General features: G+C 70.4%; 15 protein-coding genes and 1 pseudogene. 12 read left to right on the forward strand and 4 right to left on the reverse strand.

The window, feature by feature from the left end:
- The first annotated feature begins 8 nt into the window (after window positions 1-8).
- The 11 genes and pseudogenes from ACFTE1_RS04365 (at window position 9) to ACFTE1_RS04415 (ending at window position 13,377) form a co-directional block, all read left to right on the forward strand.
- The gene (locus ACFTE1_RS04365; RefSeq protein WP_380618636.1) at window positions 9-1,646 is read left to right on the forward strand and encodes an ABC transporter ATP-binding protein; all 1,638 of its coding nucleotides are present in this window, start codon (window positions 9-11) and stop codon (window positions 1,644-1,646) included.
- Window positions 1,636-2,931 carry an ABC transporter permease gene (locus ACFTE1_RS04370; RefSeq protein ID WP_380618634.1) on the forward strand — a complete coding sequence of 432 codons (1,296 nt, stop codon included), beginning with the start codon at window positions 1,636-1,638 and terminating at the stop codon, window positions 2,929-2,931. Before ACFTE1_RS04365 ends, ACFTE1_RS04370 begins: the two co-directional genes overlap by 11 nt.
- Window positions 2,932-2,937: 6 nt before the next feature.
- On the forward strand, window positions 2,938-4,236 hold the full coding sequence (locus ACFTE1_RS04375; RefSeq protein ID WP_380618632.1) for an ABC transporter permease: 1,299 nt from the start codon (window positions 2,938-2,940) through the stop codon (window positions 4,234-4,236).
- A gap of 9 nt (window positions 4,237-4,245) precedes the next feature.
- Window positions 4,246-4,632: pseudogene (locus ACFTE1_RS04380) on the forward strand (cytidine deaminase); the annotation flags it as partial.
- A gap of 79 nt (window positions 4,633-4,711) precedes the next feature.
- Window positions 4,712-5,989: a thymidine phosphorylase gene (locus ACFTE1_RS04385; protein WP_380618630.1), complete on the forward strand. Its 1,278-nt coding sequence runs from the start codon at window positions 4,712-4,714 to the stop codon at window positions 5,987-5,989.
- Between the two features lie 354 nt (window positions 5,990-6,343).
- Window positions 6,344-7,294 carry a hypothetical protein gene (locus ACFTE1_RS04390; protein WP_380618628.1) on the forward strand — a complete coding sequence of 317 codons (951 nt, stop codon included), beginning with the start codon at window positions 6,344-6,346 and terminating at the stop codon, window positions 7,292-7,294.
- Between the two features lie 96 nt (window positions 7,295-7,390).
- Window positions 7,391-8,899, forward strand: coding sequence for a tRNA (N6-isopentenyl adenosine(37)-C2)-methylthiotransferase MiaB (gene miaB / locus ACFTE1_RS04395; RefSeq protein WP_380618678.1), 1,509 nt, complete (start codon window positions 7,391-7,393; stop codon window positions 8,897-8,899).
- Between the two features lie 67 nt (window positions 8,900-8,966).
- Window positions 8,967-10,415, forward strand: coding sequence for a HEAT repeat domain-containing protein (locus tag ACFTE1_RS04400; RefSeq protein WP_380618626.1), 1,449 nt, complete (start codon window positions 8,967-8,969; stop codon window positions 10,413-10,415).
- A 114-nt stretch (window positions 10,416-10,529) separates the two neighbouring features.
- A complete protein-coding gene (locus ACFTE1_RS04405; protein WP_380618624.1) occupies window positions 10,530-10,877 on the forward strand; it encodes a hypothetical protein in 348 nt (115 codons plus the stop codon).
- Window positions 10,878-10,936: 59 nt separating this feature from the next.
- The gene (locus tag ACFTE1_RS04410; protein WP_380618622.1) at window positions 10,937-12,136 is read left to right on the forward strand and encodes a PLP-dependent cysteine synthase family protein; all 1,200 of its coding nucleotides are present in this window, start codon (window positions 10,937-10,939) and stop codon (window positions 12,134-12,136) included.
- Window positions 12,133-13,377: an MFS transporter gene (locus tag ACFTE1_RS04415; protein WP_380618620.1), complete on the forward strand. Its 1,245-nt coding sequence runs from the start codon at window positions 12,133-12,135 to the stop codon at window positions 13,375-13,377. The genes ACFTE1_RS04410 and ACFTE1_RS04415 overlap by 4 nt, the downstream gene beginning before the upstream one ends.
- A 52-nt stretch (window positions 13,378-13,429) precedes the next feature.
- On the opposite strand, the gene ACFTE1_RS04420 is transcribed toward ACFTE1_RS04415, so the two are convergent.
- A complete protein-coding gene (locus ACFTE1_RS04420; RefSeq protein ID WP_380618618.1) occupies window positions 13,430-13,918 on the reverse strand; it encodes an anthrone oxygenase family protein in 489 nt (162 codons plus the stop codon).
- An 82-nt stretch (window positions 13,919-14,000) separates the two neighbouring features.
- Window positions 14,001-14,954, reverse strand: coding sequence for a M20/M25/M40 family metallo-hydrolase (locus ACFTE1_RS04425; protein ID WP_380618616.1), 954 nt, complete (start codon window positions 14,952-14,954; stop codon window positions 14,001-14,003).
- A 370-nt stretch (window positions 14,955-15,324) separates the two neighbouring features.
- On the opposite strand from ACFTE1_RS04425, the gene ACFTE1_RS04430 reads away from it, so the two are divergent.
- The gene (locus ACFTE1_RS04430) at window positions 15,325-16,947 is read left to right on the forward strand and encodes a hypothetical protein (protein WP_380618614.1); all 1,623 of its coding nucleotides are present in this window, start codon (window positions 15,325-15,327) and stop codon (window positions 16,945-16,947) included.
- Window positions 16,948-17,049: 102 nt separating this feature from the next.
- Here ACFTE1_RS04430 and ACFTE1_RS04435 read toward each other — a convergent pair whose 3' ends face one another.
- Together ACFTE1_RS04435 and ACFTE1_RS04440 are read right to left on the reverse strand one after the other, a co-directional pair.
- Window positions 17,050-18,921 carry an ABC transporter ATP-binding protein gene (locus ACFTE1_RS04435; protein WP_380618612.1) on the reverse strand — a complete coding sequence of 624 codons (1,872 nt, stop codon included), beginning with the start codon at window positions 18,919-18,921 and terminating at the stop codon, window positions 17,050-17,052.
- Window positions 18,918-20,738, reverse strand: a complete 1,821-nt coding sequence (locus ACFTE1_RS04440; RefSeq protein ID WP_380618610.1) for an ABC transporter ATP-binding protein — start codon at window positions 20,736-20,738, stop codon at window positions 18,918-18,920. Before ACFTE1_RS04440 ends, ACFTE1_RS04435 begins: the two co-directional genes overlap by 4 nt.
- Window position 20,739 lies beyond the last annotated feature (1 nt).

Raw genomic sequence — 20,739 nt, forward strand, 5'->3', positions numbered from 1 at the left:
AAGAAATCTTGCGACTTGAACTGAAGGGGCTGACAAAGAAGTTCGGCTCGTTTACCGCCGACGATGACATCGACCTCATCGTCGAGCCGGGGCAGATCCACGCCATTCTCGGCGAGAACGGCGCCGGTAAGTCCACCCTGATGAACATGCTGTACGGGATCCTGGAGCCCACCAGCGGCGAGATCCTCATCGACGACGAGCCCGTGCGCTTCCGTTCGCCCGGCGACGCGATCGACTCCGGCATCGGTATGGTGCACCAGCACTTCAAACTGGTCGGACCCTTCAGCGTCGCCGACAACGTGCAGCTGGGACGCGAGCACGTCAAGGGCGGCGTCCTCGACCGCAAGGCGGCCCGCAAGGCCGTCCTCGACGTGTCGGAGCGCTACGGCCTGAAACTCGACCCCGACGCCGTCTGCGACGACCTCCCGGTCGGCGTCCAGCAGCGAATCGAGATCGTCAAGGCGCTCTCCGGAGAGACGGAGCTGCTGATCCTCGACGAGCCGACCGCCGTGCTCACCCCCGCCGAGGTCGAGGAACTGCTCGACATCATGCGGAACCTCGCCAAGTCGGGCATGTCCATCATCTTCATCTCCCACAAGCTCAAAGAGGTCAAGGCGGTGGCGGACACCATCACCGTCATCCGGCGCGGCAAGGTCGTCGCCGAGGTCTCCCCCGAGGACAGCGAGACCGAGCTGGCCAGCGCCATGGTCGGCCGCGCCGTCTCCCTGCAGGTGGACAAGACCCCGGCGAAGCCCGGCGACGTCGCCCTCGACATCGAGGACCTCGTCGTCTACGACGACCGCGGCCTGGCCGCCGTCGACGGACTGAACCTGCAGGTGCGGGCCGGAGAGATCGTCGGCCTGGCCGGCGTGGAGGGCAACGGGCAGACCGAGCTGGCGCGCGCCGTGCTCGGCACCGTCAAGGCCGACTCCGGGAAGATCGCCATGAACGGCACCGAGGTGACCCGGTGGAGCCCGGACCGCCGCATCGACGGCGGGCTCGGCTACATCCCCGAGGACCGCGGCCGCGACGGCCTGGTCGCCGACTTCACGGTCGCCGAGAACATGGTCCTCAACCAGTACCGCAACCACCCCTACTCGAAGAACGGCGTGGTCGACCACGCCGCGGTCGTGAAGAGGGCCGAGGAGTCCATCGAGGACTTCGACATCCGCACCCAGGGGCCCGACGAGAGCGTCTCCTCGCTCTCGGGAGGCAACCAGCAGAAGGTCATCATCGCCCGCGAGATGTCCCGTCCCCGCCGCGTCATGGTGGCCGCGCAGCCCACGCGCGGCGTCGACGTCGGCGCGATCGAGTTCATCCACAAGCGCCTGATCGAGGAGCGCGACGCCGAGACCGGCATCCTCCTCATCTCCGCCGAGCTGGACGAGATCCTCTCCCTCTCCGACCGCGTCGCGGTCATCTACAACGGGCAGATCGTCGGCGAGGTCTCGCCCGACACCCCGAGGGAGGAGATCGGCCGGCTCATGGTGGGCCACCGGACCGCCGACGACAAGACGGCCGGCGAGCCCGCCGGCAAGGCCTCCGGCGAGGACGCGGGCGAGACCGCGGACGATCAGGCCGACACGACCGGGTCCGCAGGGACCGACGACTCCGACCCAGCCCAGGGAGGTGACCGTGAGCAGTAAAGCCGACAAGCAGCCCGAGGCCCCCGCCGAGACGGAGGGAACGCCCCAGGCCCCCGAGCAGAGGAAGCCGACCTTCGCGTCGACCTTCTTCCGTTACCTGACCGAGGCCAACGGCGTCATGGTGACGATCTACTCGCTTCTGCTCGCCTTCTTCATCGGGGCGATCCTCATCATCGTCTCCGACCCCGGCGTCCGCCAGACGTGGACGTACTTCTTCGCCGCCCCCGGCGACGCGCTCACCTCCTCCTGGAACGCCGTCGCCTCCGCCTACACCGACCTGTTCCGCGGATCGATCCTCAACTTCGAGCGCGTCGAGCAGTACATGCAGGGCGACGCCAGCCTGGCCCAGGTGCTGCGCCCGATCTCGGAGACGCTGACCTACGCCACCCCGCTGGTGTTCACCGGCCTCGCCGTCGGCCTGGCCTTCCGCGCCGGGCTGTTCAACATCGGTGCCCAGGGCCAGTTCGTGCTCGGCATGCTCGCCGCGCTCGTGGCCGGGTTCTACTTCGACCTGCCGCTGTGGATCCACCTGCCGGTCGCGCTGCTGGCCGGAGCCGCCGCCGGATTCCTCTTCGGGGCCGTGCCCGGCTTCCTGAAGGCGAAGACCGGAGCCCACGAGGTCATCTCCTCGATCATGCTCAACAACATCGCCGGGTACTTCCTGGTCTGGGCCCTCTCGACGGCGTTCATCCACTCCACCACCCAGAAGGAGCTGGTCTCCAAGCCGGCCGCCGAGTCGGCGCGCCTGCCCCAGCTGCTCGAATGGGCGGGACCGGGGCTGCGCGTCAGCTGGGGCATCATCCTCGGCGGCGTGCTGGCCTTCGTCGTCTGGTGGCTGCTGCAGAAGTCGACCTTCGGCTACCGCATCCGCGCCGTCGGCGCCAACGAGCACGCCTCGCAGACCGCCGGCATGAACATCGGACGCACCTACACCACGACCATGGGCGTCGCGGGCCTCCTCGCCGGACTCGGCGGAGCGAGCCTCGTGCTCGGCCTCGACCCCTACCAGGTCAACCCGGGCAGCGCCGCGGAGTACGGCTTCGACGGCATCACCGTGGCCCTCCTCGGCCGCGCCAAGCCCGGCGGCATCATCGGCGCCGCGCTCCTGTTCGGCGCGCTGAAGGCCGGAACCCTGTACATGCAGCCGGCGATCCCGGTGGAGATGTCGACCCTGCTGCAAGCGGTGATCGTGCTCTTCATCGCCGCCCCGGCGCTCGTCAAGTCCCTGCTGCACCTGCGGACGCCCGCCGGCGGCATGACCATGCTCGAAGCGAAGGGATGGTAGTCGACGATGACTGTCACCGAAAACCGGCCCGAGCTGGAGCGCCCCGCCGCCCAGAACGGCACCGGAACGCACCCCAAGGCGGGCGTCATGCTCCTCGCCCTGGGCGTCCTGTTCGGCCTGGCGGCCTACCTCTGGGCTGACAGCGACCGCACCACCGCCTACACCCTCGGGCAGACCGTGTCCGCCCGGTGGGAGGCCGACACCCTGACCGTCGTCCTGGTGCTCAGCGCCGTGGCCGCGGCCATCGGCGTGGCCTTCCTCGTGGGGATCCCCAAGACGCTCTACAAGATCGGCATCGGGGTCGCGCTGCTGGCGCTGGTCGTCGGCGCGATCTCGTGGGCCATGCCCCCGGGCGCGGCCATCCCGGTCGAGTTCCTGCTGGCGGGAACGCTGTTCCAGGCCCTGCCCTACATCTTCGGGGCCCTGGCCGGCGTCGTGAGCGAGCGCTCCGGCGTCATCAACATCGGCATCGAGGCCCAGTTCCTGACCGGGGCCTTCACCGCCGCGCTGATCGCGTCGATCACCGACAACGCGTACTTCGGCATGGCCGCCGCGGCCGTCTCCGGCATGCTGTCGACCCTGCTGCTGGCCTGGCTCGCGACCCGTTTCGCCGTCAACCAGGTCGTCACGGGCGTCATCCTGAACCTGCTCGCCGTGGGCCTCACCGGCTTCCTCTACGAGCGGGTCATGCGCCAGGACAACTCGCTGAACGTCTCGCACGGGGTGCCGAGCATGACGGGCTTCTGGGACTCCATCGGACTGGGCTTCCTCACCGACATCCCGGTCCTCGGCCCGGTGCTGTTCCGCCAGAACATCTTCGTGTACATCGCGATCGCCGCGGTGTTCGTGCTGTGGTTCCTGCTGTTCCGCACCCGCTGGGGCCTGCGGACCCGCTCGGTCGGCGAGCACCCGGCGGCGTCCGACTCCGTCGGCATCAACGTTAACCGCCTGCGGTTCTGGAACGTCACCTGCGCGGGCGCCCTGTCCGGCTTCGGCGGCGCGTTCTTCACGATCGCCAACTCGGTGGGCTTCACCAAGAACATGACCGCGGGGCTGGGCTTCGTCGCCCTCGCCGTCATGATCGTGGGCCGCTGGAACCCGATCGGCGTCCTCGCCGGCGCCCTGGTGTTCGGCTTCTTCACCGCCCTGGCGACCTACCTGAACTCGGTGGACGGCAACGTCATCCCGACCGAGTTCCTGTCCATGCTGCCCTACGCCGTCACCCTCGTGGTGGTCGCCGGGCTGATCGGAAAGGCCGTGGCCCCCAAGGCCGACGGCACACCGTACCAGCCGGGGGACAAGTAGGTGGCCGCCGTGGAGATCGACTGGGAGCGCCTGCGCGAAGAGGCGCGTGAGGCCATGCGCCACGCCTACGTTCCCTACTCGAAGTACCCGGTGGGCGCCGCGGCGCTCGTCGACGACGGCCGGACCGTCTCCGGCTGCAACGTCGAGAACGCCTCCTACGGGCTGACCCTGTGCGCCGAGTGCGGCCTGGTCTCCCGACTGCACGCCACCGGCGGGGGCCGTCTCCTCGCCATGGCGTGCGTCGACGGGGCGGGGGCCCCGCTGACGCCCTGCGGCCGCTGCCGGCAGCTGCTCTTCGAGCACGGCGGGGCCGAGTGCCTCGTGGACGCGGAGGGGGGCCCGACCACGGTCGGGGCCCTCCTGCCCGGGGCCTTCGGCCCGGGGCACCTGGACTCCTGAAACGACCGTCGAGGCCGCCCGGACCGGGCGGCCTCGACGCTTTCCACCACCCATCAGAGCTGAGGGGAACACACACATGATCACCGCAATCGACGTCATCCGCACCAAGCGCGACGGCGGCGAGCTGACCACCGAGCAGATCGACTGGATGATCGCGCACTACACCTCGGGGGACGTCGCCGACGAGCAGATGTCGGCGCTGGCGATGGCGATCTTCCTGCAGGGCGCCAACGCCCGCGAGATCGCCGACTGGACCGCCGCCATGATCGCCTCGGGCGTCCGCCTGGACCTGTCGGGCGTGGGCCGCCCGACCTCCGACAAGCACTCGACCGGCGGCGTGGGGGACAAGATCACCCTCCCGCTGGCCCCGCTCGTCGCCGCCTTCGGCGTCGCGGTGCCGCAGCTGTCCGGCCGCGGTCTCGGCCACACCGGCGGCACCCTCGACAAACTGGAGTCGATCAAGGACTTCAACGTCCACTTCTCCGAGGAGGGAATCGCCGACCAGCTGCGCGACATCGGCGCGATCGTCTGCGCCGCCTCGAAGGACCTGGCTCCGGCCGACCGCAAGCTCTACGCGCTGCGCGACATCACCGGCACCGTCGAGGCCATCCCGCTGATCGCCTCCTCGATCATGTCCAAGAAGATCGCCGAGGGCACCGACTCGCTCGTCCTCGACGTCAAGGTCGGCCCCGGCGCCTTCATGAAGGACCTGGAGCAGGCCCGCGAGCTGGCCCGGACCATGGTCCGCCTGGGCTCGGACCACGGCGTGAAGACCGGCGCCCTGCTGACCGACATGTCGATCCCGCTGGGGCGCACCGTCGGCAACGCGCTCGAGGTGCGCGAGTCGATCGAGGTGCTCGCCGGCGGCGGACCGGCCGACGTGGTGGAGCTGACCGTCGAGCTGGCGCGCGAGATGCTCGCCGCCGCCGGGCAGCCCGACGCGGACCCGGCCGCCGCGCTGCAGGACGGCCGCGCCATGGACGTGTGGCGCCGCATGGTCGCCGCGCAGGGCGGCGACAACGACGCCCCGCTCCCGGTCGCCGCGGAGACGGTGGAGGTCAAGGCGGACAAGGACGGCCACATCGCGACGATGGACGCCTACGCCGTGGGCGTCGCCGGCTGGAGGCTCGGCGCGGGCCGGACCCGCCAGGGCGAGCCGGTGCAGTTCGGCGCGGGCGTGGAGATCCTCAAGACCGTCGGCGAGCCGGTGAAGGCGGGCGAGACCGTCTTCCGCCTCCACACCGACACGCCGGAGCGCTTCGAGGCCGCCGAGGAATCGCTGCGCGGCCAGTGGACCGTCGGCGACGCCCCGGTCGAGCGCGGCTCGCTGATCCTGGACCGGATCACCGGTTAGCCTCGCCGGTGGCACCCGGCGCCCTTCCGGCGCATGACAAGGCACGGGCCCAGGTCCTCCCTCCATGGTGGACCTGGGCTTTCGCGTGCCGGGCGGTTTTGTCGGCGCGTTTGCGTAGGCTGTGTAACGTGTGCGAGGAAAGTGAGGGTCGCTCTACTACCTCTCTCAGAGGATTCCTATACTGAGGTTCTCTTGACGACCCGTTTCCGGCCCGCCCCGCCTCCCGCCCCGACTCGCCGGGAGACGCCGGCTCCCGCACGGGTGGGGTCGGAACACCCTTCCGACCTGAGAACGCACATCGCGAGCACCGCTGGCGAACAAATGACAAGTGCCTGAAAGAAACGGTTAAACACAGTGACTTACCCACCGCAGCCGCCCCAGGGCCAGCAGCCCGGCTACCCGCCTCCCGGACAGCCCGGCCAGCCCGGACAGCCTCCCCAGCAGCCGGGGTACGGACAGCAGCCCGGCTACGGCGCGCCCCAGGGTCCGCCCCCCGGCGGCCAGCCGCCCGGATACGGGCAGACGCCGCCCCCGCCTCCCGGAAGCATGCCGCCCCCGGTCCAGGGCGGCCCGGGCATGCCCCCGCCTCCGCCCCCGTCCGGCAGTGGCGGCGGCAAGGGCATGCTCATGAAGATCCTGTCCGGTGGCGCCGTCGTCATCGTGGCGATCGTCTTCGCGATCATCAAGTTCTTCCTGGGCGACAGCGGAACGGACAAGGCCCAAGACCAGATGGCCTCCATCCCCGAGGGCGAGTGCCTGACCCAGGAGGACGCCGAAGGCAGCAGCACGGACATCGAGGCCGTCTCCTGCGACACCGCCGAGGCGTACTACAAGGTCGACAAGAACGTCGACGTCTCCGACAAGAACTACGAGCGGACCTTCGACACCGCCGAGGAGAACCGCATCATCGGCGAGGCCTGCGGCGAGAGCTTCAACGTCACGGAGCCGGGGGTGTTCCACTCCTTCGGCACCTACCTCTACGACATGACCTCCCGCGAGATCGCACAGGTGCTGTGCCTGAAGGCCCTCGACAAGCCGGACGACGAGGGCCGCACGCCCAAGGTGCCGGAGGTCGGAGAGTGCTTCGACAGCTACGACAGCACCGGTTGGTACACCCTCGACTGCTCGGACGAGAACGCCGACGCCAAGGTTCTGGAGTACCTGCCCCTCGACCCTCCGACGGCCTCCACGACCGAGGTCGAGACCGTCGCCAATGAGAGCTGCCCCTCCGGCACGGAGTTCTACGGCTCCCTGGCGAACCTCGACGAGGAAGCCACCCACGTCGTCTGCTACGCGGGTCCCTGACAGTCATCCGAAGGCCGGCCGTGGGGTAACACCCAGGGTCGGCCTTTGGCCTGTCCGGAGGCCCCCGCGTATCCTGGACTGGTGACCACGCGGGAGATGACCGAAACCAAGACCTATGAAGTGCGCACCTTCGGGTGCCAGATGAACGTCCACGACTCCGAGCGCATCGGCGGCCTGCTCGAAGAGGCCGGCTACGCGCCCGCGCCGGCCGGGACCGAGACCCCCGACGTCATCGTCTTCAACACCTGCGCCGTCCGCGAGAACGCGGACAACCGCCTCTACGGCAACCTCGGGCAGCTGCGCCCGGCCAAGACCGCCAACCCCGACCTGCAGATCGCCGTCGGCGGCTGCCTCGCCCAGAAGGACCGCGGCGAGATCGTCAAGAGGGCCCCGTGGGTCGACGCCGTCTTCGGCACCCACAACATCGGCGCCCTCCCGACCCTGCTGGAGCGCGCCCGCCACAACAAGGCGGCCGAGGTCGAGATCCTCGAGTCCCTGGAGACCTTCCCGTCGACCCTCCCCACCAAGCGCGAGTCCACCTACTCCGGCTGGGTGTCGATCTCCGTGGGCTGCAACAACACCTGTACCTTCTGCATCGTGCCGTCCCTGCGCGGCAAGGAGAAGGACCGCCGTCCCGGCGAGATCCTGGCCGAGGTCCGCGCGCTGGCCGACGAGGGCGTCTCCGAGGTGACACTGCTGGGCCAGAACGTCAACACCTACGGCGTCGAGTTCGGCGACAAGCTCGCCTTCGGCAAGCTCCTGCGCGCCTGCGGAGAGATCGAGGGGCTCGAGCGCGTGCGATTCACCAGCCCGCACCCGCGCAACTTCACCGACGACGTCATCGCCGCCATGGCCGAGACGCCGAACGTCTGCCACTCGCTGCACATGCCGCTCCAGTCCGGCTCCGACAAGGTGCTCAAGGACATGCGCCGCTCCTACCGCAGCTCCAAGTTCCTCGACATCATCGCGAACGTCCGCGAGGCCATGCCGGACGCCGCCATCACCACCGACATCATCGTCGGCTTCCCCGGCGAGACCGAGGAGGACTTCCAGGCCACCCTCGAGGTGGTCGAGAAGTCCCGCTTCTCCAGCGCCTTCACCTTCCAGTACTCCATCCGTCCGGGGACGCCCGCCGGGGAGATGGAGGACCAGATCCCCAAGGAGGTCGTGCAGGAGCGCTATGAGCGCCTCATCGCCCTCCAAGAGCGGATCTCGTGGGAGGAGAACCGCAAGATCGAGGGGCGCGACGTCGAGGTCCTCGTGACCGTCGGCGACGGGCGCAAGGACGCCGAGACCGGACGCATGTCCGGCCGCGCCCGCGACGGGCGCCTCGTTCACTTCGCCGTGACGCAGACCGGCGAGAAGATCACCGACAACGCCGAGGGCATCCGCCCGGGCGACGTCATCACCACCAAGGTCACCTACGGCGCGCCGCACCACCTCGTCGCCGACGAGCCGGTGAGTCATGTGCGGCGCACGAAGGCCGGCGACTCGTGGGAGGCGGGGCGCAAGCCGAAGCTGGCCGGAGTCACGCTGGGCATGCCGACGCTGGGGCGCAAGCCCGTCGAGGCCCCGGCCGACGGCGGAGGCTGCTGCTCTTCCTGAGGCATCGGTCATCGCTCCGGTCGAAACTCGGGCGACCGGAGCGAGTCCGACTCAGTATCATTCCCTCATGTACCGCGATCGCCCCCGTGGTTCGCGCCTGCGCGTGGACGACTACTTCACCCCCGAGTCCAGTGAGGACTTCTTCCGCTCCGCTGAGGAAGGCGGTACCGCCTTCTGGGCGGATTTCGACTGGCGTATGCGGCGCCCGTGGAGCGGGCACGTTCCGGCCGCCGCTCCCGCCGGACCGGACGAGCCGTTGGCCGCCACGCCGTTCGCCGTGGCCGTCGCGGCGGCGGCCATGAACGGCCACGTCCGTGAACTCGCCGTCCGCCACCCGCTCATGAGGCGGGACCCGCGGCTGCTTCCGATTCTCGGACTGCGGACCGCGGACCATGTTCGAGCGGTGCGCGAGCCGGCGCTGGACGCCTTCGCCGAAGTGGTCACGAACGCGACCACCGGTTCTCTCGTCTTCGCGGTGGACGCCGCCTCGATCCTGGACGGCAGAATCCGCGGCGTCGAAGCGGTCGCGGTCGTCGACGGGGAGCTGTCGCGGCGCGGCGACGAAGAGGTCCTGGCAGTCCTGGAGAAGCTCCCGCCGGCCTCCGCGCGTTGGCTGGCACGGCGCCTCGCCGCGTCCGGCAGGTTCGACTCCGAAGCCCTGGAGCGGCTGGCCTCCGGCCCCTTCAACGACTGGGTGACCCGGTATTTCGGGTTGCGAGCCATAGCGTCGGCCAAGGAGCACGGTGACGCGGACGCCTTGAGGCGTTGCCTGTGGCTGAAGGCTCCGGAAGCGCGAGCCGAGGCGCTGGCCGTCCTCATCGGCCTGAACGAGGACGTCGACCTGCGGGCCTTCCTCCGGGACGGGAACAGCGGAGTCCGGACGGTTGCCATCTGGGGCTGTACGAAGACGGGCGTCGATGCCGCCGACCACTATCGCACCGCGTTGAGGGAAGGACTGCCCGATCCGGCCGTCTCCCTGTCGGGGCTCGCCGTATGCGGCAGTGCCGACGACAGTTCCATCCTGGTGGAATTCCTCGGGCACGGGACTCCGCGCGTACGGGCGGCCGCCATCGCGGCGCTGCGTCGCTTCAATGTCCGGGTGCCCGCCATCGTGGACCTGTTGGAGGACGGTTCGGCGCGTGTCGTGAGGGCCGTGGCGGACTACCTCGAAGACGTCGGGCCGATGCCGGACCCCGCCTCGCTCGAACGCCTCTGCGGCCCCGGGAACCCGCGCCACGTGCGGAAGACGGTAGGCAGAGTCCTGCGCCGGCGCGGCTTCTGGCACGGAGTGCTCGTCGACCTGGAGCACGTTCGAGACCGGGACGATCTACTGGCCCACGACGCGCGCCTGAGGCTGGAGGACCCCGCTCGGACGGCCCGCACGGGGTCCGCGGCGGCTCTGCGCGACCGGCGGTTGACGGCGAGGTTGGCGGACGCGTTGCGCGAGGCCGAGGGGATTCTGCCGCACCGAGCCGTCCGGAGGATCAGGTGGGTGATGGACTCGGCCGCACGCTGAACCCGTGTGCCGGAACGCGGGGCCCCGGACGCAGAGCCACGGACGCAGAGCCCCGGCACGACACGCTCGCGCCTCCCGCCACGAGTCCCGTCGTCCTGCTACGATCCGCGCACTATGCAGCAGAACGCCAACGCTCGCGGCCGGATGCTCCCGTTGAGCCTCGTCCGCCTCGCCGCCGTCGTCCTGCTCGCCTTCGCCGCCCTCGGCCTCCACCACACCGCCTCGGTCCATGCGACGGCATTCGCGCCGGCCTCGCACGCCGACTGCGCCGGGCACGGGGACACCGGAACGTTCTGCACGGACGTGGCGCCCTCGGTCGCGCCCAACTCCGACACCGCCGTCGACGAGGACGCGGCCGACGCGTCCGGTCCGCTGGACGGCCACCGCGCCGAGCCGAAGACCGCGACGGACGTCCGGCTCGCCGTACCCGTCCGCACTCTCCTCTCCGTCTGGCTGATCTAGAGCACGCCCCCGCTCTCAGACCGACCAGCACGTCAGAACGAAGGACACGGAGATACCTCATGACCATGGAGACCCCTGCCCACACCCCGACCCTGCCCGGAACCAGGCCGCCTGCGAGCGGACCGCGCCGCGGCCGCACGGCCGACCTGGTCGGTGACACGCCCGTCGTCTGGATCGGCGACGGCGAGCGCGGCTACTGGGCCAAACTGGAGGGCTGCAACCCCGGCGGCATCAAGGACCGCGCGGCGCTGCACCTTGTCGAAAGGGCCCGAGCCAGAGGAGACCTGACGCCCGGGGCCCCGATCGTCGAGTCGACATCCGGCACGTTCGGCCTGGGACTCGCCCTGGCGGGAATCCACCGCGGGCACCCGGTCGTCCTGGTCGCCGACCCGGGCCTGGAGCCGTCCATGCGGCACATGCTGCGCGCGTTCGGCGCCCGGCTGGTGATCGTTCCGCGCGCGCACCCGACCGGCGGTTGGCAGGAGTCGCGCCGCGAGGCGGTCCGCGGCCTGCTGCGCACCGAGCCGGGATCGTGGTGCCCGGACCAGTACCACAACCCCGATGTCGCGGAAGGCTACGAGCCTCTGGGGGAGGAGCTGGTGGCACGGTTGGGCGGTGTGGACGTCCTCGTCTGCGCGGTGGGCACGGGGGGACACTCGGCGGGGGCCTTCGCCGGGGTCCGACGGCACTGTCCGCGGGCGAGGCTGGTGGGAGTCGACTCGGTCGGGTCCACGGTTTTCGGCCAGCCGGCGGCTCCCCGCCTGATGCGGGGCCTGGGGTCGAGCATCCACCCGCGCAATGTGAACCACCGCCTGTTCTCCGAGGTCCACTGGGTTCCGCCGCACTTGGCGGTGGCCGAGGCGCGAGGGCTCGCGGCACGCCACTTCGCGACCGGAGGCTGGAGCGTGGGTGCCGTGGCGGCCGTGGCGGACTTCCTGGCCCGGACCGAACCGCCGGGAACACGTATAGCTGCGGTCTTCCCGGACGGCCCCGACCGATACGCGGGAACGGTGTTCAATGACGAGTACTGTGCACAGCACGGATTGCTGGACGTCTCGGTGCCCCGGGAGCCCTGGCTGATAACCGATCCGCTCGCGGAGACGGCGGAGACGTGGTGCCGCACGTTCAACGTCGTGGACCCGGTCCGGTCCGGCGCGGACGACGAGGGTGGAAGCCGGGACCGGGAGAAAGCCGAGACGGGACGGTCTCGCGGCGCGTCGGGACCCGCCCGGCTTCGTACCGGGGGAGGCGTCCGATGATGCGCTCGACGATCCGCTCTTTCTCCACGTTCTCACACCCCGCGCGCCTGCTCATGGTCAACCAGTTCGGCATCAACGCGGGCTTCTACATGCTCATGCCGTTCCTCGCGGCGCACCTGTCCTCGGGCCTCGGGCTGGCCGGGGCGGTCGTCGGGTTCCTCCTGGGGCTGAGGAACTTCAGCCAGCAGGGCATGTTCGCCGTCGGCGGCGCGCTCACCGACCGCTTCGGCCCCCGGCCGCTCATCATCGCCGGGTGTGCGCTGCGCGTCGCGGGCTTCGCCTGCCTCGGCCTGTCGCAGTCGCTCCCGGGCCTCCTGGCGGGCGTCCTCCTGGTCGGGGGAGCGGGCGCCCTCTTCAACCCGGCCGTCCGCACCTACCTGGCGGAGGAGGCCGGCGAGCGCCGTGTCGAGGCTTTCGCCTGCTTCAACGTGTTCTTCCAGGCAGGAATGCTCGTCGGCCCCGTCGCGGGGCTGGCCCTGACGGCCTGGGACTTCACGGCGTCGGCCTTGGGCGCGGCGGCGATATTCGCGGTCCTGACGCTCCTCCAGCTGGCATTCCTGCCCGGTCGGGACGACTCGCGGGACGGCGGGCGCGAGACGGTCCCCTGGAAGGCGATGGCGCGCAACAGGGCCTACGTCGCCTTCACTGCCGTCATGGCGGCGGTGTACCTGCTCAACTTCCAGGTCTACCTGGCGTATCCGCTGGCCCTGCGCGACGCGGGATGGGACGGGACGGCGCTGGCCACGGCCACGGCGGCGCTCTTCGCGGTCTTCGGCGCGGTCACCATCGCCTTCCAGGTGCCGCTGAGCGGATGGTGTCGGCGGCGCCTCGGCGGGGGAGCGACGATGACGGCGGGCATCGTCCTCTTGAGCGGGTCGTTCCTGGTTCCGCCGCTGCTGTCGACGACCGATCTGGGGGCGGCGGGGACTTTCGCCGGCGTGCTGGCCTCCGGCGTCGCCCTGACCTTGGCCACGGCCATGGTCTTCCCGGTGGAGATGGACACCGTCGTGGCGCTGTCGGGCGGCCGGTCGGTGGGGCGCCACTATGGCGTCTACCAGACGGTCGGCGGTATCGGGATCACCGCGGGGAACATGGTCGGCGGGCAGGTTCTCGACGCGTGGGGGACGACGGCCATGTGGCTGTGCTTCGCGGGGATCGGCGCGCTCGCTTCGGCGGGCATGGCGCTGTTGGTGTCGCGGGGGGCGATTCCGTTGCGGGAGCGGGAGCCGGTCGCGGTGTGAGGCGCCGCCTCGCGGTCGCGTCCGCTGTTCGGGGAGGGCGCCGGCCGCGGGATCAGGCGACGGCCAGGGCGACGGCGAAGGCGGCGAAGCCGATGAAGGCGCTGAATGCCCGCACGGTGTTCCACTTGGTCCAGCGGGCCTCGAAGCGCCGGCGGGCCTCGGCGAGCCCGGTCTCGGAGGCGGTCTCCACGTCGACGTCGTCCAGCTCGTTGTTCAAAGGCACGTTCACCGCAGCGGTGATGACCACCATGGACAGTGCTCCGGCGGCGCCGACGAGCGTCCAGGCCAGGACGGCGCCGCCGCTTGCGGTGACTCCGAGGATCGCGGCCGCGAGGGAGAACACGGCGGTGCCGAGGAAGCCGGAGATGAACCAGCCGTTGAGGATCTCCCGGTTGGCGTGGACCATCATGCCGACGAGGGTGCGGTCGTCGCAGGAGCGCAGGCCCGGCATGATCGCGTGCGCGTAGACGGCCATGGCTCCGGCGGTCATGCCGACCGACAGGAGGGCTAGGACGAGGGCTGTGGTGAAGAGGGCGGCCATGGCGTTCTCCTGAAGTCGCGGATGCGGTTGGGCGCCACTCTATCGGACGGGCGGCGAGTGGCGCATTCCCGTTTCTCCGCGGTCACCGCCTCGCGGGAGAGTAGGAGTCGTCCACGGCCAGTTCCCACAGCCCCACGGCGATGGCGTCGGACATGATGTCCAGCGCCTCGGCGTTGATGTTCGACGGGTAGGAGTCGCAGGAGGAGTGGTAGCACGGGTCGAACGGCCGGTAGGCCGTGCCGCCCCACTTCTGCGCCTGCGCGGGGGTCTTGGTGGCTCCGGCCCCGGTGAACAGTCCGGCGGTCGGGATTCCGGCCCGCTGGAAGGGGATGTCGTCGGTGCAGCACTCCTGGGTCGGTTCCGGGGGCTTGCCGGACTCGGTCAGGTGCGCGCCGAGCGCGTCGGTGTAGGGCTGGGACCCGTTGAGGAAGTACCCGGCGTTGGGGGAGCCGACCATGTCGAAGTTGAGGTAGGCCTCGACGTCGTTCGCCGCCCCGCTGGCGACGTAGTGTTGGGAGCCGTTGAGGCCGCGCTCCTCGTCGGCCCACCAGCCGAAGCGGACGTGCTTGGCCGTCGCGGGGTCGTTCTCGGCGAGGGTGAGCGCCACCTCCAGCAGCGCCGCCGATCCGGAGCCGTTGTCGTTGATGCCGGGGCCGTAGCGGACTCCGTCGAGGTGGCCGCCGAGCATGATGACCGACGAGGCGTCCCCGCCGGGCCAGTCGGCGATGATGTTGTCGTCGGGAGAGGTGCAGGTCGTGCACGTCTGCCGGGTGACGTTGAAGCCGGCCTCCTCAAGGCTCTCGGCCACGTAGTCGGCCGAGGCGGCGTAGCCGGGCGAGCCGGACGACCGGTCGCCGCCGTTGGCGTCGGCGATCCGCTGGAACCGGTCGAGGTGGCCCATGACGTCGTCGACGGAGATGTCGGGCGCCGCCGTCTGCCCGGGCGGGTCGGCCTGGGCGAGAACGGGAGTCGAGGCCACGGCCGTCATGGTGAGCCCGGCGACGGTGGCCAGGGTGGTTCTCAGGATCTTCCTCATGTCAGTGCTCCTCTGGCGAACCTTCCGGGGGCCGCAGGTCGAATGCACGAACATTAACATAGAACTATGTCTATGTAAACCGGGTATGCCCTTGCGCTGCAAGAGTTCGCGAAGCACCACCTGTTCACGCAGGCCTCAGGGCGCCCGAATGCGGGATGGGCCCGATGGCGCATTCCGGCTTTCCTGATCCGCTTCCCGGCGTCGCGACGCGGCGCCGGCCCCGGGCCGCGGGGGCTCCGCGGTGCCCTGCGGCCGACCCTCCCCGGGGACACCGCCCTCGCCGCTGACCGTCCGTCTCTGGGATCAGAGCCTGTCGCACCGTCCGATTAAGATGTGCGCGTATTGTTCACGCCCATTCGAGGAGAGTTCGATGGACTCCGCTCCACGCCCCGACGAGAACCCCGCAGCACCCGAACCCCTCTCCTCGCTCCTCACAGCGAGCCAGGAACTCCGCGTCCGCGCGTGGAACGGCGAGGACGTGCGCGCCGAGTCGTCCGAGGCGTTCGACCGCGCCGTCGGCCTCGTCCACGGCGACGGTGCTCAATGGGCGGCCGCGGCGGCCGCCAACGCCCTCGTAGCGCAGTACGGGAACTTCGAGTCGGAGGAGGAGGGCGCCCTCTACGTCCGCCGCTGCGGCAACTTCCTCGACCTCCTGAACGGCCTGCCGTCCGAACCGTGGGTGCACGGCCGCAAGGCCATGATCCACGCCGTGGTCGCCGACTTCGCGGCCGCGCCCGGCGAACTCAAGGACGGACTGCGCAAAGCCTATGAAGCGGCCGTCGCCTCCGGCGAACCGGACCTGGTCTGCCGCACGGCCCATTCCTACGCCCTCCACCTCGCCTATGACGACACCGAGACCCCGGCCGACGAGGGGTTCCCGGCGGCGCGCGAGGTCTTCGCGGTGGCCCGAGAGCACTGCGCCGAGGGAGAGGACCCGGACCTCGTCTGCCACATCCACCTCCACTCCGCCATCGTCGCCGAGGCCCTGGGGGAGGTCCTCGAAGCGTCCAGGCTCGCGCGGACGGCGATAGCGGCCGGCGTCGCCGACGAGAGTCCGCTCAACGTCGGGCACGCGCATGCCATCGTCGCCGAGGCCGCCCTGCACCGGGGCGATCCGCATGCCGCGGAGAGCCACAGCAGGTCCGCGCTGCTCCTGGGCGAACGGGTCGCCGCCGACCAGCCGTGGCTGGTCCTCACCGCCCACTTCGGACTCGCACAGGCCGGTCTCGCCCTGGAACGGCACGAGGAGGCCCTCGCCCACGCCCGGGAGGCGCTGAGGCTCTACGACGACGGCGTTCGGACCACCGCCTCCGCCACGTTCTCCTTCGACGTCTGGGAGACGATCGCCGGCCTCCACGAGGGGATGGAGGACTTCGACAGCGCCGTGGAGGCCCTGGTGAAGGGAGCCGCCGTGGCGGAGGAGGCGGGGTACATGCCGCGAGCGGCCCAGATGATTCGCCGGCGCACGTGGATCCTCTGGGAGACCGGCGGAGTGCTGGGGAACTTCGGCGACCGCTGCGAGGAGTTCAGCGACCTCGTCCAGCGGCTGGCCGTGGAGTCCAAGGAGTTCGAGCGGAACCCCGACTACAGCCACCTCTGCGGACTCGAGCTCGCCGAGACGCTGGACCAGCGCTCCCAGCTCAAAGAGGCCATGATGGACCTCCTCACCGAGTACGGCGAGGACGGCATGGCGGTATCGGTCGACGAGGCGCAGGCGGCGCTGTGGGACGACCTCATCGACGACTGCCACAGCGCCTGGCAGGGGTTCGTCCTCAACCCCATGCGCGACGAGGACAGGATCATCGGCACCGGCCTCCGGCTCATCGCCCTCTTCTGCTACTCGCGCCGGCCGCGCGCGGCCCTGGAGGTGGCGGCGGAGGTCCGCGAGGTCTTCGCCGACATCGGCGACCCGGTCGTCATCGACGGCCTGAACGACCGGATCGAGAACCTGCGGGGACTGGTCCGCTCCGTCGAGGGGGACGACCTCGCCTGAGCACGGGCTCGGGCGAGGCCGCCCCCCTCAGCGGAGGGCCCGCCTAGACGGTCGAGACGGAGCCGTCGGTCTCGACGGGCGTCCCTCGCGACGGGGCGTCGCCTACACGAGGCTGTCCTCCCACTGGCGGTGCAGGCGCGCGTAGCCGCCCTCTCCGGCTGTCAGCTCGCTCGGACTGCCGTCCTCGGTGATCCGGCCGGAGTCGAGTACGAGCACGCGGTCGGCGATCTCCACCGTCGACAGCCGGTGGGCGATGATGACCGCCGTGCGGTCGGCCAGGATCGTCTTGAGCGCCCGCTGCACCAGCCTCTCCGAAGGAATGTCCAGTGAGGACGTCGCCTCGTCGAGGATGAGGACGCGCGGGTCGGCCAGGACGGCCCGCGCGAAGACGACCAGCTGGCGCTGTCCCGCCGAAAGCCGCCCGCCGCGCTTCTTGACGTGCGTGTCGAAGCCCTCGGGCAGGTCGCGGACGAACTCGTCGGCGCCCACGACCTTGGCGGCGCGCTCGATCTCCTCGCGGTCGGCTCCGGGCCGGCCCAGCTCGATGTTCTCCGCGATCGTCCCGTCGAAGAGGAAGTTCTCCTGGGTGATGAGGACGACGTTGGCCCGGAGGTCCTCGTCGGAGAGGTCCCTCAGGTCGCGGCCGTCCAGCTCCACGCGGCCCTTGTTCGGGTCGTAGAAGCGGGAGACGAGCTTCGCGATCGTCGTCTTGCCCGCGCCCGTCGCGCCCACCATCGCCACCGTCTGCCCGGCCGGGACGGTCAGGTTCAGGCCCGGCAGGACCACCTCGTCGTCCCGGTAGCGGAACTCGACGTCGGTGAAGACCACCTCGCCTCGCGCGGTGCCCAGCGGTTCGGGCCGCTCCGGGTCGGCCACCTCGACCGGTTCGTCGAGGACGCCCGAGAGCTTCTCCAGCGCGGCGCTGCCCGACTGGAGGGTGTTGTAGAACATCGCCAGCTCCTGGATCGGGTCGAAGAACCGCTTCAGGTAGAGGACGAAGGCCGCCAGCACGCCGATCTCGGTGTCGCCGTTCATGACGCGCCATCCGCCGAAGAGCAGGACCCCCACGATCACGGCGTTGCCGATGAGCTTGGTGCCGCCGCCGAACTTCGCGTTGTGCTTGAAGCCCTTGGCCTGGGCGTATCGGTTGGCCTGGTTGAGCCGGTGGAAGATCTCGCGGTCGCGGTCCTCGCGGCGGTAGGACTGGACGGCCTTGATGCCTCCCATGGACTCCACGAAGTACACGATCAGGTCCGCCACGGTCTCTCGCGAGCGCCGGTAGGCGATGGCGGAGACGCGCGAGAACCAGCGCGCCAGCACGATCATGCACGGGATCGCGACGAACGCGGCCAGCGCGAGCACCGGGTCCATGACGGCCAGCACCGCGCCGATGACGACGATGCTGAGGCTGGAGACGATCAGTTCCTCGGCCCCCTGGGAGGCCAGTTCGTTGATCGACTCCATGTCCGACGTCTGCCGCGAGACCACGCGGCCCGAGGTGAAGCGCTCGTGGAAGGACACCGAGAGTTGCTGGAACTTGCGGAACACGCGTTTGCGCAGGCGCGCGAGCATCTCCTGGCTGATCTTGGCGGAGTAGACGATGAACAGGCGGGTGCTGGCGTAGTAGACGACCGAGATGAGCGCGAAGGCCACCGCGATCCAGATCAGGTAGGTGTAGGAGCCCCGCTCGGTGATCTGCGGGATGGCGTGGTCGATGGCCAGCATGGCGAGGAACGGCCCGGCGAGGCTCGCGAGGGTGCCCACCACGAGCATCGCCCCGAGCGTCACCATGGCCCTCTTGTGCGGGTTCAGCATCCACCCCAGGAGGTGGAAGCTGCGCCTGCGGATGCGGACGAGGGAGGCCTGGTCGTCGGACTCGGCGAGGGTGCGCTCGGCGTCGGCGTCGTCCGAGCGGCCCTTCCAGTCCTCCGCCTCGGCCCTCTCGGCGGGCGCGGTCTTCTGGTCGAGGCTCATGCCGAGACCTCCTCTCTCTCGTCTTCCGCGTCGCCGGCGGACAGCACGTCCACGTACCGCGGGCAGGTGGCCATCAGCTCGGCGTGGGTGCCGACGGCCGCTATGGTGCCGCCGTCGAGCAGGGCGACCCGGTCGGCCAGGGCGACCGTGGAGGGCCGGTGGACGACGACGAGCGCGGTCGTTTCGGTGAGGACGGTCGCCAGGGCTCGTTCGACCAGTTCCTCGGTGTGGACGTCGAGGGCGGAGAGCGGGTCGTCGAGGATGAGGACGGTCGGCCTGACGAGGACCGCCCGCGCCAGGGCCAGCCGCTGGCGCTGCCCGCCGGAGAGCGAGAGGCCCTGCTCCCCGACCCGGGTGTCGAGCCCGTAGGGGAGGTCCAGCACGAACTCGGCCTGGGCGACGCGCAGCGCCTCGCGCACGTCCTCGTCGGAGGCGTCGGGGCGCCCCAGCGCGAGGTTCTCCCGGACGCTCATGGAGAACAGCGTCGGCTCCTCGAAGGCCGTGGCGACGACCGACCGCAGCTGCGTCAGGTCGAGGTCCCGGACGTCGGTGCCGTCCAGGGTGACCCGCCCGGCGGTCGGGTCGGCCAGGCGGGAGGGCAGGTGCGCCAGGGTGGTCTTGCCGCTGCCGGTCTTGCCCGCCAGGGCCAGGGTCTCGCCCGGCCGCAGCTCCAGGTCGACGTCCCGGAGGATCGCGCGCGGGTTCTCCGGGTAGGTGAAGCCGACGTTCTCGAAGACCAGCCTGCCGCGGGGCCTCTGCAGGACGACCGGGGACTCGGGCTGGGTGATGGCCGGCTCGGCGTCGAGGATGTCGTAGACGCGGTCGGAGGCGGTGGCCGCCTCGTTGAGGTGCGCGAGCACCCAGCCGAGGGCCTCCATGGGCCACAGCAGCATCATCTGCAGCAGCATGTAGGCCGTCAGCTCGCCGACGGTCATCTCGCCGCGGGTGACCAGGAGGACTCCGACGACGAGCACGAAACCGACGGCGGCGGTACCGACCCCGTCGAAGACCGACCAGGAGCGCGCCGCCACGTCCTCCTTGGACAGGGCGATCCGGCGGGCCTCCTCGACCTCGCGGTCGAAGCGCCCGGCCATGTGCGGTCCGCGCCCCATGGCCTTGATGGCGCGCAGGCCCTGCGCGGACTCCTCGGCGGCCGAGGCGATGTCGCCCAGCTTGTTCTGCAGCTGCCGCGCCTTGGGGATGTAGTCGCGGAAGAAGCGGCGCCCGGCCAGGTAGACGGGGACGAGCGAGACGGCGCTGAACAGGGCCAGGCGCCAGTCGATGAGGAAGAGCTGGACGAAGACGAACAGCGTCATGAGGACGCCGTGCAGGAAGAAGACGAGGCCGCCGGCGAAGAAGCGGCGGACCATGGCCAGGTCGGTCGTCGCCCGCGAGAGGAGCTGGCCGCCCATGTGACGGTCGTGGAAACCGGTGTGGAGCGTCTGGAGCTTGTGGTAGACCGCGGAACGCATGTCCGCCTCCACCGCCATGGCCGTGATCGTCTGGAGGTGGCGGCGGCCCCAAACGGTGACGGCCTCCAGGATGCCCACCGCGAGGAGGAGCGCTCCCCACCGCAGCAGCCCCTCGCCGTCGCCGGAGGCGATGGGGCCGTCGATGGCGAAGCCGATCAGGCGCGGGATGACGCTGGCGAGGACGATCGACACCAGCGCGATGCTCCAGAGGCCGACGAACCGGTAGCGGTAGGGGTAGCAGTAGCTCTTGATGCGCCAGAGCTGTCTGAGGGGGCGGGACGCCCCGGAATCCGGATTCGGTTCGCTGTCCGATGCCTTACTGGGAGGTTCTGAGGATGACGTCACC

This window comes from Salininema proteolyticum (assembly GCF_042685645.1).
In the GTDB taxonomy this organism is placed as follows: Bacteria; Actinomycetota; Actinomycetes; order Mycobacteriales; family Micromonosporaceae; genus Salininema; species Salininema proteolyticum.

Bases quoted from the DNA above. Each gene is read 5' to 3' on its own strand.
- ACFTE1_RS04375 (WP_380618632.1), top strand. From the start codon at position 2,938: ATGACTGTCACCGAAAACCGGCCCGAGCTGGAGCGCCCCGCCGCCCAG.
- ACFTE1_RS04385 (WP_380618630.1), top strand. From the start codon at position 4,712: ATGATCACCGCAATCGACGTCATCCGCACCAAGCGCGACGGCGGCGAG.
- miaB (WP_380618678.1), top strand. From the start codon at position 7,391: ATGACCGAAACCAAGACCTATGAAGTGCGCACCTTCGGGTGCCAGATG.
- ACFTE1_RS04400 (WP_380618626.1), top strand. From the start codon at position 8,967: ATGTACCGCGATCGCCCCCGTGGTTCGCGCCTGCGCGTGGACGACTAC.
- ACFTE1_RS04405 (WP_380618624.1), top strand. From the start codon at position 10,530: ATGCAGCAGAACGCCAACGCTCGCGGCCGGATGCTCCCGTTGAGCCTC.
- ACFTE1_RS04410 (WP_380618622.1), top strand. From the start codon at position 10,937: ATGACCATGGAGACCCCTGCCCACACCCCGACCCTGCCCGGAACCAGG.
- ACFTE1_RS04415 (WP_380618620.1), top strand. From the start codon at position 12,133: ATGATGCGCTCGACGATCCGCTCTTTCTCCACGTTCTCACACCCCGCG.
- ACFTE1_RS04420 (WP_380618618.1), bottom strand. From the start codon at position 13,918: ATGGCCGCCCTCTTCACCACAGCCCTCGTCCTAGCCCTCCTGTCGGTC.
- ACFTE1_RS04425 (WP_380618616.1), bottom strand. From the start codon at position 14,954: ATGAGGAAGATCCTGAGAACCACCCTGGCCACCGTCGCCGGGCTCACC.
- ACFTE1_RS04430 (WP_380618614.1), top strand. From the start codon at position 15,325: ATGGACTCCGCTCCACGCCCCGACGAGAACCCCGCAGCACCCGAACCC.
- ACFTE1_RS04435 (WP_380618612.1), bottom strand. From the start codon at position 18,921: ATGAGCCTCGACCAGAAGACCGCGCCCGCCGAGAGGGCCGAGGCGGAG.